General features: G+C 58.1%; 11 protein-coding genes and 4 tRNA genes. 6 read left to right on the plus strand and 9 right to left on the minus strand.

Features of this window, described 5'->3' with window-relative positions; translation table 11 throughout:
* Positions 1–161: 161 nt before the first annotated feature.
* The 4 genes from HMPREF0574_RS03415 to HMPREF0574_RS03430 all read right to left on the minus strand — a co-directional run bounded on the left by HMPREF0574_RS03415 (position 162) and on the right by HMPREF0574_RS03430 (position 3,492).
* Positions 162–237: transfer RNA gene (locus HMPREF0574_RS03415), tRNA-Trp, on the minus strand.
* 180 nt (positions 238–417) lie between these two features.
* Positions 418–1,623: a pyridoxal phosphate-dependent aminotransferase gene (locus HMPREF0574_RS03420; RefSeq protein ID WP_036324875.1), complete on the minus strand. Its 1,206-nt coding sequence runs from the start codon at positions 1,621–1,623 to the stop codon at positions 418–420.
* Positions 1,624–1,713: 90 nt separating this feature from the next.
* On the minus strand, positions 1,714–2,040 hold the full coding sequence (locus HMPREF0574_RS03425; protein ID WP_004007292.1) for a hypothetical protein: 327 nt from the start codon (positions 2,038–2,040) through the stop codon (positions 1,714–1,716).
* Between the two features lie 306 nt (positions 2,041–2,346).
* Positions 2,347–3,492 (minus strand): tyrosine-type recombinase/integrase, encoded by a 1,146-nt coding sequence (locus HMPREF0574_RS03430; RefSeq protein ID WP_004007293.1) that lies wholly within the window; start codon positions 3,490–3,492, stop codon positions 2,347–2,349.
* Positions 3,493–3,577: 85 nt separating this feature from the next.
* On the opposite strand from HMPREF0574_RS03430, the gene mnmA reads away from it, so the two are divergent.
* Both mnmA and HMPREF0574_RS03440 read left to right on the plus strand, forming a co-directional pair.
* A complete protein-coding gene (gene mnmA / locus HMPREF0574_RS03435; protein ID WP_004007294.1) occupies positions 3,578–4,807 on the plus strand; it encodes a tRNA 2-thiouridine(34) synthase MnmA in 1,230 nt (409 codons plus the stop codon).
* Positions 4,808–4,957: 150 nt separating this feature from the next.
* Positions 4,958–7,546, plus strand: coding sequence for a glycogen debranching protein (locus tag HMPREF0574_RS03440; RefSeq protein WP_036325049.1), 2,589 nt, complete (start codon positions 4,958–4,960; stop codon positions 7,544–7,546).
* A gap of 27 nt (positions 7,547–7,573) precedes the next feature.
* Here HMPREF0574_RS03440 and HMPREF0574_RS03445 read toward each other — a convergent pair whose 3' ends face one another.
* Positions 7,574–7,909 carry a hypothetical protein gene (locus tag HMPREF0574_RS03445; RefSeq protein WP_004007296.1) on the minus strand — a complete coding sequence of 112 codons (336 nt, stop codon included), beginning with the start codon at positions 7,907–7,909 and terminating at the stop codon, positions 7,574–7,576.
* Positions 7,909–9,036, minus strand: coding sequence for a tryptophan--tRNA ligase (trpS, locus tag HMPREF0574_RS03450; RefSeq protein WP_004007297.1), 1,128 nt, complete (start codon positions 9,034–9,036; stop codon positions 7,909–7,911). Before trpS ends, HMPREF0574_RS03445 begins: the two co-directional genes overlap by 1 nt.
* A gap of 207 nt (positions 9,037–9,243) precedes the next feature.
* Here trpS and HMPREF0574_RS03455 point away from each other — a divergent pair, with 207 nt between their 5' ends.
* Positions 9,244–10,845 carry a cell wall-binding repeat-containing protein gene (locus HMPREF0574_RS03455; protein WP_004007298.1) on the plus strand — a complete coding sequence of 534 codons (1,602 nt, stop codon included), beginning with the start codon at positions 9,244–9,246 and terminating at the stop codon, positions 10,843–10,845.
* 220 nt (positions 10,846–11,065) lie between these two features.
* Here the strand turns inward: HMPREF0574_RS03455 and rpmG are convergent, their stop codons facing one another.
* The 3 genes from rpmG to HMPREF0574_RS03470 form a co-directional block, all read right to left on the minus strand.
* A complete protein-coding gene (rpmG, locus tag HMPREF0574_RS03460) occupies positions 11,066–11,236 on the minus strand; it encodes a 50S ribosomal protein L33 (RefSeq protein WP_004007299.1) in 171 nt (56 codons plus the stop codon).
* 53 nt (positions 11,237–11,289) lie between these two features.
* Positions 11,290–11,363 (minus strand) — tRNA-Met (locus HMPREF0574_RS03465).
* A gap of 37 nt (positions 11,364–11,400) precedes the next feature.
* Positions 11,401–11,473: transfer RNA gene (locus HMPREF0574_RS03470), tRNA-Thr, on the minus strand.
* A 367-nt stretch (positions 11,474–11,840) separates the two neighbouring features.
* Between HMPREF0574_RS03470 and HMPREF0574_RS03475 the strand changes: the two genes are divergently transcribed.
* The 3 genes from HMPREF0574_RS03475 to HMPREF0574_RS03485 all read left to right on the plus strand — a co-directional run bounded on the left by HMPREF0574_RS03475 (position 11,841) and on the right by HMPREF0574_RS03485 (position 13,210).
* Complete coding sequence (locus HMPREF0574_RS03475) at positions 11,841–12,464, plus strand: vitamin K epoxide reductase family protein (protein ID WP_236585831.1); 624 nt, start codon at positions 11,841–11,843, stop codon at positions 12,462–12,464.
* A gap of 16 nt (positions 12,465–12,480) precedes the next feature.
* A complete protein-coding gene (locus tag HMPREF0574_RS03480) occupies positions 12,481–13,104 on the plus strand; it encodes a hypothetical protein (protein WP_004007301.1) in 624 nt (207 codons plus the stop codon).
* A 25-nt stretch (positions 13,105–13,129) separates the two neighbouring features.
* Positions 13,130–13,210: transfer RNA gene (locus HMPREF0574_RS03485), tRNA-Leu, on the plus strand.
* The last annotated feature ends 9 nt before the right edge of the window (positions 13,211–13,219 follow it).

Below are 13,219 nucleotides of genomic sequence, written 5' to 3' on the forward strand. Positions count from 1 at the left end.
GTGTTCCTCCTGTAGGCAATTTTTCCCCGCCCAGGGCACACTTCACCCTAAGCAAATTAACGGGGGGATGAGTCAAATTATAGTCGAAAACCCTGCCTAAAGCTAATCGTCCGGGGCTCACCGACCAGACTCGATTGCTCAACATGGTCGATTTCAGCTACTGGCAGGGAAGACAGGACTCGAACCTGCAACCTACGGTTTTGGAGACCGTTGCGCTACCAATTGCGCCACTTCCCTAGGTTGAATCTCGCTTTCACACCGTCAGGTGGAAACGAAAAACACAGCGTCCTCAATGATAGGGCAAAGCCCCCCTAACTTTCAAGCGCACCCACACTGAACCGAACCAAACCAAGTCAAACCCAAAATTAAACCGGGGGCAACGCACTAATGCGCCACCCCCGGTGAAATCCAAAAAACCTACTTCACTTTTGCCAACAAATCCTGCACCCGGCTGACCCCTTCGACCAGGTCAGCGTCGGAAAGGGCATAGGACATGCGGATGAACCCGCTGGGACCGAAGGCTTCGCCGGGAACCACCGCGACCTCAGCCTTGTCCAAAATCATGGCTGCCAACTGGGAAGAGGACTCGATACGCTCCCCGTCCAAGCTGCGTCCAAACAAGCCCGTCACATCGGGATACACATAGAACGCGCCACGCGGCACGGGTACCTGCAAGCCGTCAATCTCGCTCAGCATCCGCACGATGGTCTGACGGCGCTGGTCAAAGGCTTGACGCATCTGTTCCACCGCATCCATCGGACCGGTCAATGCCGCAATGGCAGCCCGCTGGGCGATGTTGCACACGTTGGAAGTCAGGTGGGATTGGAAGTTAGTGGCAGCCTTGATGACGTCGGTCGGACCGTTCATCCAGCCCAGACGCCACCCGGTCATGGCGTAAGACTTCGCCACGCCGTTGACGATTACGCAGGTGTCTGCCAGTTCCGGAACCAGCTTCAGGATGTGGGCGGGCTGAGCACCGTCATACAGCAGGTGTTCGTAAATCTCATCACTAATGACCCACACGCCCTTTTCCACAGCCCACTGACCGATAGCGGTCAGTTCCTCGGGGGTATAGACCGCACCGGTCGGGTTAGAGGGGGAACAAATCAGCAGGACCTTGGTCCGCTCCGTGCGTTTCGCCTCCAAGTCCTCGGGCGTGACTTTGTAGTCCCGATCAGCACCGGCAAAGACTTCCACCGGAACGCCTCCAGCCAGGCGAATTGCTTCGGGATAGGTGGTCCAATAGGGTGCCGGCAGCAACACTTCATCGCCGGGGTCGACGGTGGCGGCAAAAGCCTGGAACACGGACTGTTTCCCACCGTTGGTGACGATGACGTTATTCGGGTCAATTTCGTAGCCGGAGTCGCGTAAGGTCTTGGCAGCGATAGCTTCGCGGGTAGCCAGCATCCCTTTACCTTGAGTGTAGTAGTGGTTGGCGGGGTCTTTACACGCCGCCACGGCAGCTTCCACAATGTAATCGGGAGTCGGGAAATCCGGTTCACCAGCGCCGAAGCCGATGACAGGCTTTCCGGCAGCTTTTAGTTCTTTAGCTTTACTATCGACAGCGAGGGTCGCGGACGGGGCAATGGCGGCAAGGCGCGCAGAAACACGATTTTTACTCATGACCCCATTCTTGCACTTTTCATCAGGGCGACGCACCCTCTCGTCGCGCCGGGCAGGTCGGGTGGCGGGAAACGCGCGCCCGGAATAACCCTATTTCCGCAGTTCCGGGCAGGATTCTAAATCCTGTTTTACCGACCGGGCGGTCCTGACGTAATAGAGCACCGCCGCTGCCACCATCACGAGGCTGACCACGATGGAGGGATAGTCTCGATGCGCCGTGAGGGCAATCACAATCAGCGTGACCGCTGCCACCACCGTGAACCCCAGCACCACGCGTGCCAGGAAAATGACACGTTCGTATTCTTCACGAGTGCTGTGGGGTCTGCCTTGCGAGTTACAGGCAGCGTCTGCGCCTACCTCGCTGTCTGTCGACTGACCGTCGGGCAGTCCACCGGTTCCTGCTAAAGGTTCATTCATGGCTTTAGCCTATCAAAGCCGATGAACAGAATCGGAACGAAAGCTCCCCCTGTTCCCGCTGTTTCCACAGGTTATCCACAAGGGGTGGGGACGGGTTAGTGCTTTTGGTGCGGAAAACCGCCAGCGGCTCTGCTTCACCGTGACCCCTCCCTTAACACCACCCTGAACTGCGGCTTTGTAATGCTTTACCTGAGATTACGCCATTTTTTCGCCCCCCCTTATCAACCTGGACTTTACCTGCACATTTCCACCGTAGACTCACTAATCCACAGTTTTTCCACAAGCCGTGTGCATAACTCGTTCGCCCTAGGCAGCGGCTCGACGCAGGGTGCTCTGGCGCATCCGACTCAGCGCCCCGGCGACATCTCCCAAGTCCGGTTCAAACAAGTCTGCGTACACATCGAGGGTCAGCGAAGCTGACGAATGTCCCAACATCCGCTGCACCGATTTCACATTCGCGCCTGCCGAGACTGCCAAAGTGGCGGCAGTGTGACGCAGGTCGTGTATGTGCAATCCGGCTTGTCCGACCGCCAAGGCTGCCATGTCGAAGTGTAAGCGCAGGTTAGAGGCTCGCAGCGGGGTGCCATGTTTGGTAGCAAAGAGAAAGTCGTCACCCCCGCGGGTCGCCCTGGTCAACACCCGCAAGTCCCGCCGCAAGAAATCCGGAATCGGCACGACTCTGGTGCGACCGTTCTTGGGAGTGCCAAACACCTGCCGCCCCGACACCTCCGACACTGCCCGCTCGATTCGCATAATGCGCCGATCTAAATCGAGGGCAGCGGGGGTCAGCGCCAGGGCTTCCCCGATACGCAAACCGGTGTAGCCCAGCAAGCGCACCAGAATCTCCAGCTGGTTGCCATCCCGTGCGGGAGTCTGTCCACCGCGCACCCTACCCAGCGACGCCAAACCGGTGTCAATCGCCCCGGCCCGAGACTTGCGACGTGTCAGGTACCCGGCACGCCCTTTCTTGCGCAAGAACACCACGTTTTGTCCCCACCCGACGGGCAGACTGACCCCAGCGAGATCGCGGGTCAAACGCCACCACCCAATCTCTAGCGCCAGAGATTCCAGCTGCAACACGCTCAAGTACCGATGGCGTCCGGTACGGCACACTGTCGGCAACGGCACTCCGGCTGCCACGTTGCTTTCTATCTCCCCCAAACGGTTCGCCAACGCCAACACCTGCCCCACGATTTGATACGCCTGGCGCACCCCGGTGGGGCTGACTCCCTGTTCCGCAAGCGTTGCGACCCAAGAAACGACCTGCAGATAGCTGACCTGTTTCGGGGACAGTTCCCCAAATTCCAGATTGACCATGTTTAGCATCGACCGATAGCAAGCCCTGGTGGTCGGCTTTAAATCGACCCGGCTCTCTAACCAAATCCGACCAAAATCGGAGAAAGTCTGCGGTTCCAGGTGCGAGCGCGAGTCGGTGATTAGCTGATTTTCCATTGTTTTTCCTTTCAAATAGGCATCTTCCCGAGGTGTCGGGACCGGCGAGTGCCAGCTCAATGGGAAACGGTAGAATGTGAGGTCATTGAGGAGGAAAAACTTGGCAAAAATTTTAGTGGGACTATCCGGCGGCGTGGATTCGGCAGTGGCAACCGCGCGCCTGCAGGCTGCCGGTCACGAGGTTTCGGGATTCTTTATGCAATTGGAGTCTCCCTCCCGCCCGTGGTCGCGACCAGTCACCTCCGCCGAGCCGGTGGACGCCCTGGCTGACGCGCATCGAGTCGCGGATTTCCTGGGGGTCGAGCTGCAGGTGTGGGACTTGGCAGAGCGTTTCAACCGGGTCGTGATGGATTCGTTCGTGCAAGCCTATCGTGACGGTCTGACCCCGAACCCCTGCGTGCATTGCAACCGTTTCATCAAGTTCGGCTATGTCATCGAACGCGCTCGCCGGGAGGGCTTCGATTATGTCGCGACGGGTCACTATGCCCGGCTGTGGCGTCCCGGTCAAGCAGGCTTGATTCCGGTGGGAGTCCCCCCGACCGTCACGGAGGGAGCGTTCCCGGACTTCGCCCTGCTGCGCGGGTCAGCGATAGGTAAGGATCAAAGTTACGTTTTGGCAGGGGCACGAGCGGAGGCGCTGGCGCGAGCCGTGTTCCCGCTGGGGGACGTGACGGACAAAGCCGCCACTCGGGCAGAAGCGGAGGCACTGGGAATCCCGGTGGCGGGCAAGCGCGATTCTTTCGATATCTGTTTCATTCCCGACGGAGACACACGTGGCTTTTTGCGTGGCTGTATCGGGGCAGCCCTCGGTCAGATTGTGGATGAGGACGGGGCGGTGGTCGGCTCTCATGATGGCGCGTTCCAATACACGGTCGGACAGCGTCGCGGCCTGCACATTCCCCGCCCTCACCAGGACGGTGCCCCCCGTTACGTGGTAGGCACGGATGCGGAAACGAACACGGTGTTCGTGGCTCCCCGTCAAGCACTGACAGTCACGGAAATTCAAGCCGGTCCCGCAGTGAACTGGTTGACAGACCCCACCAGACTGGGGCTCGGCGCAACTGGTGAGGGCAAGTTGGACCCGGTCGGGTTGACTATCCAGTTCCGCGCCCACGGACAGCCCGTCACACCCCAAGCCGTGCATCTGGAATCCGGCACGGACGGAACCAAACTGCAGGTGGCGCTGCCGCCCACCGCCGGAGTCACCGGAGTGGCACCGGGACAGTCTCTGGTGCTCTACCAAGACAGTCCCCAGGGGGACCGAGTCATCGCCCAGGCGACCATCACCGCTACGGATTGCGGACCGGACTTGTGACCTCGGAAATCATTTACGAAAAACTCCAGTGCCTGAAATCGGGCGACCGTGGGGAATTCCGGACCTGAAAAAGCCCGATTTACCAGCCACAAGTTAGGCAAAGCTGATAAAATCCGGCAGGTGAAGCGTTTTCCCGGTAGTCTCGACTCTATGACTGTCCAAGAGAAAGGGACGACGCCGACATTTGCCCCAACTGACGTGATTGCGGAGGAACCGAAACTCGACCCGCATCATTTGGGGCCCACGATTACCCAATCCGGGGTCGCCTTTTCCGTCTATGCCCACCAAGCCACAGCGGTAGAGCTATGCCTGTTCGACGCTCCCGACGAACACGGGCACTACCAGTCCGAACGGCGGATTCGGCTGCGCGGACCATTCCGTGGGATTTGGCACGGCAACATTCGCGGTGTGCGCCCCGGTCAAGTGTACGGGTATCGGGCATACGGACCGTGGGATCCCGACGCGGGATTGTTTTTTAACCCGCAAAAGGTCCTGCTCGACCCTTATGCAAAAGCGATTACGCGGACCCCTATTCTCAGCCCGCAGCTCTACGCCCACCAGGTCGATGCCGAGCTGAAGCCTGTAACCCATGAGCTGACTATGGATTCGCTTGATTCCGCGGATTACAACGCGCTCTCAGTCGTAGTAAACACGCATTCTTTCCCGGTGGCGGACCACCCGCGCACCCCGTGGCCGCGCACCGTCATTTACGAAGCGCATGTCAAAGGTTTGACCCGGCAATTGCCCGGAATTCCCCCCGAGCTGCAGGGCACCTATGCCGGTTTAGCAAACCCCGTCACCATTGATTACCTGAAAAACTTGGGCGTGACCGCGATTGAGCTACTGCCGATTCACGCGAAGATGCCCGAACCGTTCCTGGCGGAACGTAACCTGACTAACTATTGGGGCTACTCAACTTTGAGCTATTTTGCGCCCGAGCCGACCTACGCGACCGAAGCTGCCCAGCGGCAAGGTCCGCAAGCCGTGTTGGACGAGGTCCGTGGCATGGTCTCGTTGCTGCACCAAGCCGGTATTGAAGTCCTGTTGGACGTGGTTTATAACCACACCGCTGAGGGCGGTACCCTGGGTCCCTCCCTCAGCTTGCGCGGTCTGGATTCGCAAGCTTACTACATCTGGAATCACTGCTACCCCAACGAAATGGTGGACTTTACCGGCTGCGGTAACACGGTTGATTTCACGTCCAACCGGGCGGTGGCACTGTTGCTGGATTCGCTACGGTATTGGGCTGGAGAAGTCGGGGTGGACGGTTTCCGTTTCGATTTGGGGGTCACGTTGGGACGCAACCGCGAGCAGTATGCCCTGCGCCACCCCTCTTTTGTCGGCATGGCGACCGACCCGGTCCTGGCGGGCTGCAAACTCATTGCCGAACCGTGGGACATGGGACCGAACGGGTGGCAGACCGGCAATTTCCCTACGCCTTTTGCGGACTGGAACGACCGCTACCGCGACGGTATCAGGGGATTTTGGCTCACCGACGCGGCAGCGTTAGCGCAGGAGCGTCACGCGCACGGTCCGCACGAGCTCGCTACTCGCGTCTCCGGGTCGGCTGACCTCTACGGTTCCAACATCACTGAATACAACCGCGGACCGGGAGCTTCCATCAACTTCATCGCCGCCCACGACGGCTTCACGATGGCAGACCTGGTGACTTTTGACCACAAACACAACGAAGCCAATCTGGAAGGCAACCGGGACGGGACAAACAACAATAACTCGTGGAATCACGGTCACGAAGGTCATGTTCTCAGAGGTAAAGAACTCGGGGATCTACTCTCGCTCGAAACAGCGACACCAGACGACCCCACCCCGCAATCCGGGGAAGGTCTCTCCCCCCGGTTCAGCCGGATGGATCCCACGACCCCGTTCCAGGGGGATCCCCTGGAACGATCCGAGACGGTCGAAATCGCGACCAGCCGGCTAAAGACCTTACGAAACTTGTGGGGAACCCTGGCAATCAGTTCCGGGACACCCATGATTTTGGCAGGGGACGAGTTTGGGAACTCGCAGAACGGCAACAATAACGCCTACTGTCAGGATGGGTCGATTTCCTGGTTGGATTGGCATTGGCAGCCTTGGCAAAAGGGATTGTTCGAAACTGCCCGCTACCTGCTACGTTTACGTGCTGAGCACCCGGTCATGCGTCCCGATGAGTTCGCCTCCGGGATGCCTCAAGACGGGGATAAACTCCAGGATCTGTCTTGGTACAACCGCGAAGGCGAACCTTTAACCCCCGGCGCCTGGCACGATCCGAGTAACCGCGTGCTCCAGATGTTGCGTTCCGGTGCCCCTTGGGATGACGTAGATTTGCTGGTCATGATTAACGGAACCAGGGATGAAGTCCAGATTAATCCCCCGCGGGCGCGTTCCCGCGTGTTTAGGCTGGTATGGGATTCCACCTGGCCCGATCCGAGTGCTCGCGAGGGCAACGCTGCGGAAAAGCTGCAGTTGTTGACCGGTTTGAACTCTGCGGTGCCTTCACCGCAGTCTCGCGACACGAATGACCCGGTCGCGCTGTTTGCCGAGGAGGTCGGAGTCACCCCCGGGTCCGGGATTCGTCTGGCAGAAGTCATTTCTGAGCTGCCCGTGACGGTACGCGGGATGAAGTCCCAAATGGAGCCGTTCTCGATGCGGATTTTCTTTGCGGAAGTGCCGGATAACCCCTCCGGGAACGAAAAAATCGATTTGCTCAACACCCTGCGCAAAGTCCAAAAGCGCTAAGGCGACGCCCCGCCCTTGTGAACGCGACTACTCGTCTAACAGATAGTCGCGACGCCCCAGCCTTTGCGGCGTCGCTTTCGCCAGCGAGGACGGGTAGGGTTTGTTTTCCCCTGCTGCCCCCGGACGCCCTTTGAACTCGCCGGCGCGGAAAGAATCCTCCCCGACTTCATATGCCCATTCCAGCAGCATGTCAGTAGTTTCTTCGACCAGCTCACCGCGGGTTTCCGGGCTGACCGACGCGCCTTGATGATCCAGATTGATAATCCACAGGGCGCGCTCTACCATGCGGTCTGCCACGGCCTGAGCATGGTCGCGACGCCGAATCAAGTCCTCTGGCTTCTTGTGATCGTCTTGCGTTTCCATCAAACCCCGTAGTTCATTCCCATAGCGACTTTCATTTCGCGCAGCACGTCGTTGGCTTCATCACGGACTTTTTCGTTGCCGCGCGCCAGCACACTCCACAAGTATCCTTCGTCGCGCATCAGCTCGGCGCGACGTTGACGCAGCGGGCGCAAGTGTTCGTTCAGCGCCTCCGTAACCAGGGCTTTCAGCGCCCCACCGCCACCGGCACCAATCTCCGCGGCGATGTCCTCGGGAGCCTGCCCGGTACACAGCGAAGCAATGAGCAACAGGTTTGACACTTCCGGACGCTGGACAGGATCGAAAGTAATCTGGCGATCAGAATCAGTCACGGCTTTTTTCAGGACTTTCGCGGTGTCGTCCTCGCTGGCACGCAACTCCACCGTATTGTGCCGGGACTTACTCATCTTTTGACCGTCAGTGCCCAGAATCATCGCGCCCTGACCCAATAGTCCCTGCGGCAGGGGCAGCACGCCATGCCCGGTCTTTTTACCGGTCTGTGGGTCGCGTTGCGGATAACGTTTGTTGAACCGTTTGGCGAGCACCCGCGCTTGTTCCAAGTGCGGCAGCTGGTCCTGCCCCACCGGCACCAGGTTCGCCTTGGCGCACAGGATGTCCGCCGCCTGATGTACCGGGTAAGTCAGCAACAGCCCAGACATGGGACGCGCGGCGGCTTCCAACTCGGCTTTTACGGTCGGGTTACGGTGCAGTTCCGCCTCAGTAACCAGGGACAGGAAAATGACCAGCATTTCGTGAATGGCAGGAATCTGAGAATGGCAGAAAATCGTGGATTTTTCGGGGTCAATCCCCGCCGCCAGGTAATCTGCCACCAGGTTTAACACGTATTCACGCACGTTGCCGAGGTTGTCCCGGTCAGTAATGACCTGGTAATCCGCGATGAGTACGGTGGTGTCAATGCCAAGGTTTTGCAGGTCCACCCTGGTTTTCAAGGTGCCAAAATAGTGCCCGATGTGCAGGAATCCGGTGGGTCGATCCCCGGTCAGGATGCGGTACTTTCCGACATTTCCCGCCGCGATGTCAGCTGCAATCGCTTTCGAGGTTTCCTGAGCCGCCTTCAAGGTAGCGCGTACTTCCGTCTCGCTGGGCACCTTATTTTCATCCTTAGTCATTTCTTCACTCACCGTTTAAGTCTAACCCACTAACCACGAAAGGCATTTTCAAAAATCCCGGCATGTTACAGTTAATGGTGTCTGTAAGAATCCCCACTTTTGAAACGTATTAGGGGTGTAAGGACTTCACCATCCCATGCGAGATGCAGAAGTAATAAATAGGATGAGTACGGAATTCATCCACCCAACAAGTTAGGAAACACAATTATGAAGAAGTCTGTTTTGACTTTCGGGGCGGCTGCAGCTGCCCTGGCTATGACCGTGCCGATGAGCGCGGTTGCGGCAACCGATTCCGACCGTTACGCTGGCGCAGACCGTTACAACACCGCGATTTCGGTGGCCAGCGCTTTTGGCACCTCCGACGTGGTTTATCTGTCTCGTGGCGACTCCCAAGCCGACGCAGTCGCCGGCGGCAAACTGCCCAGCGGTCCCCTTTTGCTGGTCAACGACTCCCCCAGCGCGCAAAAGAACGTTGCCGAAGCCATCACTAAGTTAAAGGCCACTAAAGTTGTGGTGCTGGGTGGCACTGGCGCGGTTAGCGACGCCACGGTAAAGGCAGTTGCTGGGAAAGCCACCGTGACCCGAATTGCGGGCGCGGACCGGTTTGGGACAGCAGCTGAGATTTCCAAGAACCTGTTCCCCGAGGGCAAGACCAGCGCCAAAGTTTACTTGGCTAACGGCATCACCTTGGTCGATGCCCTGGTTGGTGGCACCATGACCGATGGTGCCCCGGTTCTGTTGACCAACGGCTCCGGCACTTTGCCTGCCGCAACCCTGAATGAAATCAAGCGCTTGAAGCCCTCCGAGGTTGTCGCTTTGGGCGGCGAAGGCGCGGTTCTGCCCGCCGAATTGAACGCGGCAGCGACTGCTAACGGTGCTGGTGGCGGCTCTGGGATGACCAAAGATCAAGCGAAAGCTAAGCTCCAAGCTAATCTAGATAAAGCAGCTCGTGAAGCCGATATGAAACTCGATGGCTGGTACACCCTGGCTGACGGTAAGACCGCGAAAGACTTCGTGAAATCCAATGTCAATAATAGTGGTGTCGAAAAAACTATCGAACTCACTGCACCCCGTGTTCTTAAGAGCGAGGTAAAAACGGCAGGCAATGACAAAATTCTGAAGTCTGACACCAAGACGGGTGCAGTTGCCCCCGCCGATGCTCCAGCCCAGCAGACTGAAAAAGATGCTAAGGGCAAGCTGGTGGCGACCTATGTCGGTATCAAGAACGTCAAGACAAAAGAGGACTTGAAGAAAGATTTCGATACTGCCAAGGCTGCTTACGAAGCCGATAAGACCAATAATGCAAAGAAGGAAGCTTATGATAAAGCTCAGGCTGCCTACGATGCCGCCCCTCTCCAAGCAGAGAAAGATGTTTTGGTCGCTCAGGCTAAATTGGAAAAGAAAAAGGCAGATGACGCAAAGACTGCCGGTCCGACCGATGCCGCCATCCAGGCTTACTTGGGTGGAGCGGGAGCCAAGGCTTCTCGCATCGCCGGGGCGGATCGCTACCTGACCGCTCTCGAGATTGCCAAGACGCAGTACCCGAACGGCACTAACGCCAAGGCTCTGTACTTTGCTAACGGCATGGCTTCGGCAGATGCCACCGTCGCTGGTTTCATCGATAATAAGGCTGAACTGGCCGGTCCGGTTCTGCTGATACAAAAAGACTCTGCCTCCGCGGAGGTAACCGCTTTTGCCAAGGCGGCTCGCACGGCAAATGCGGCGCTGGCTGGTAAATTCAAGGCTTTGGGTGGCGTAGGCGTAATCTCTGATTCCCTGGTTGACCAGTTCAAAGACTTGCTGAAGTAAGTTCTTCGGGCTTTTTTTGGGGGGGGCGGCTACGGCCGCCCCCTTCGCTTATCCGCATCCATTTCGCGCCCGGTCCCACCCAAAGCTCCCCGCACCCCACGGAGACGCACACCACACTTGTGCCCCTCGCAGAACCCGCGTGCGCTTGTGACCTCGCTCATGAGACACGAAAAACCGGCGTCACCATAACGGCGACGCCGGGAAGCTTGTGAAAAAGCCCTTAGCGGGTTTCCTTATGCGACGTGGACTTCCGGCAACGCGGGCAGTACTTGTTCAGCTCCAAGCGATCCGGGGTGTTGCGCCGGTTCTTCTTGGTGATGTAGTTGCGCTCCTTGCACTCAGAGCACGCCAACGTAATCTTCGGGCGAATGTCTTTCGATTTTGCAGCCACTGTTTTACTTCTTTCTAATCGCTTATCCCCTGCGGTTATCCGGTTCGGGTTCGTAGCGGGGGAGGGATTCGAACCCTCGACCTCACGATTATGAGTCGTGCGCTCTCACCAACTGAGCTACCCCGCCTCGCTGCTCAGCGGCGCGAACCGTCAAGCGTGAAGCGAGCCCCGGCAGAGAATCGAACTCTGGACCTTCTCCTTACCATGGAGACGCTCTGCCGACTGAGCTACCGGGGCAACGAAAGTTTAGTTTACAGGATTCTGGCGCTCGTGACAAACTGAGCTCAACGCGCAGCTCTATACGTTTTTCCGTGAGGTTTTCGGCTGGTTCTTTCACCGGTCCGTTTAGTTTCGCGCGCAGCAGGGAATTGTGGGGGTTTCAGCGTTTTTGTACCGGTTTCAGGCGTGGGGTGAGTGCTGGGATTTTTTGGGCGTCACGCCCCGACGAAAGTTGGCGAACGGGATTGGCGGGGCAAAGTCGGCGAACGGGATTGGTGTGGCAAAGTTTGCGAGCGGGATTGCCAACTCCCCAGTCTGGTCCCATTTCCGCGCCGTACCGGCACACCAGGACCAGTGTGCAGACATAAAAGTTAGAATAACCCTCATGAAGCAAGAACCCGACGACGGGACGACCCTGAACGACTGCGCTGGTCGACCCACCACCTCCACCCTGGTGCTGCTGATAGTGCTGACGTTCATCGCTATGGCAGCGAGCGCGGAACTGGTGCTGTCCGAAATTCAGACGCTGAAACACCCCGCGGAGCATCTCGGATGCGATCTGAACCCGCTGATTGGCTGTTCGGCTTCGCTCACGACCTGGCAGGCTCACCTATTGTTTGGCATCCCGAACGCGCTGGTCGGAGTCGGGTTATTCGCTGGTTTGGCAGGTGTGTTCCTGGCTTGGTGCAGCGGGCAGATACCGCGCTGGCTGGGGGTGCTGATTGAAGCGGGGCTGACCGGAGGAATGGTGCTGATTGCGTTTTTCCTGCATCAATCCATTTTCGAGTTCACGAAACTGTGCCCGTTCTGTTTTATCGTCTGGACCTGCACGATTATCTTGTGGGTGCAGCTTGGGGCGGCACTGATGCGGCTCGGCTGGTTGTTTCCCGGCACCGGGTTTGCCCGGATTTGGACGGCGCAGCGTTGGCTTATTACCGCGATTATCTTGCTTTTGATAGTCTTGGTCGTAGCAGTGACGCTATCAGACAAACTTGTTTACTTATTCTGACCGAAAGGCGAATGCGGTGCGGAGAGAACTGACCGACGATGAGGAACAATTTTTAGAGACTATCCGCACGATGCTTTTGGCTCGACCGCGCGCCCACGCCGATGCCAGTCGCGAAAACATGCACTGCTTGGCGCGTTTGGCCCAGGCTTTTCTGGCGTCGCCAACGTCGCTCAATAACCTGGTGGGACCCGTCTGCCGGACCGGTAATGTTTGTGACTGGCTGGGCGTGTCTCGCCAAGCGATTATGAAAGCCGTGCGGGACGGGCGTTTGCTGGGATTTCGGACTTTGGATCGGAAGTGGGTTTACCCGGCTTGGCAGTTTTCCTCCGCCCAGGCTTACGCGAACTGTGTGCGGATGTTACCGCCCGTAGTGGATATTTTGGGTTCGCGAGGTTTGAATGATTTTGACCGCGCCAAGTGGTGTTTTACGCCGAATGCGCTGTTGGCGAAGGCGGCAGCAGGTTCGGATCAGCCCGGTCCGCAATCTGAATGGCCTTCTCCCGAGGGGTGGATTCGCAATGCAAAACCGCTGGAGGATTTGATTCTGGCTGCCAAGAAAGCAACCCCGGCTCCCCCGGATTCTCCCCAGGCGCTGCCGACACCGCGGCTGTCGGACATCGCGCTCGCAGATTTAGCTTGAAATCCGCTACACTATAGTGGCGCCAGGGCGAGTGGCGGAATTGGTAGACGCGCAGGATTTAGGTTCCTGTGTCTTTGACGTGGGGGTTCGAGTCCCCTCTCGCCCACTTTTGTTT

Origin of the sequence: Mobiluncus curtisii subsp. curtisii ATCC 35241, from assembly GCF_000146285.1 — a bacterium.
GTDB lineage: Bacteria > Actinomycetota > Actinomycetes > Actinomycetales > Actinomycetaceae > Mobiluncus > Mobiluncus curtisii.

Coding starts and splice junctions, on each gene's coding strand:
- trpS (WP_004007297.1), bottom strand. CDS start 9,036: ATGACTAAGGATGAAAATAAGGTGCCCAGCGAGACGGAAGTACGCGCT.
- HMPREF0574_RS03440 (WP_036325049.1), top strand. CDS start 4,958: ATGACTGTCCAAGAGAAAGGGACGACGCCGACATTTGCCCCAACTGAC.
- HMPREF0574_RS03430 (WP_004007293.1), bottom strand. CDS start 3,492: ATGGAAAATCAGCTAATCACCGACTCGCGCTCGCACCTGGAACCGCAG.
- HMPREF0574_RS03455 (WP_004007298.1), top strand. CDS start 9,244: ATGAAGAAGTCTGTTTTGACTTTCGGGGCGGCTGCAGCTGCCCTGGCT.
- HMPREF0574_RS03475 (WP_236585831.1), top strand. CDS start 11,841: ATGAAGCAAGAACCCGACGACGGGACGACCCTGAACGACTGCGCTGGT.
- HMPREF0574_RS03420 (WP_036324875.1), bottom strand. CDS start 1,623: ATGAGTAAAAATCGTGTTTCTGCGCGCCTTGCCGCCATTGCCCCGTCC.
- HMPREF0574_RS03445 (WP_004007296.1), bottom strand. CDS start 7,909: ATGGAAACGCAAGACGATCACAAGAAGCCAGAGGACTTGATTCGGCGT.
- HMPREF0574_RS03425 (WP_004007292.1), bottom strand. CDS start 2,040: ATGAATGAACCTTTAGCAGGAACCGGTGGACTGCCCGACGGTCAGTCG.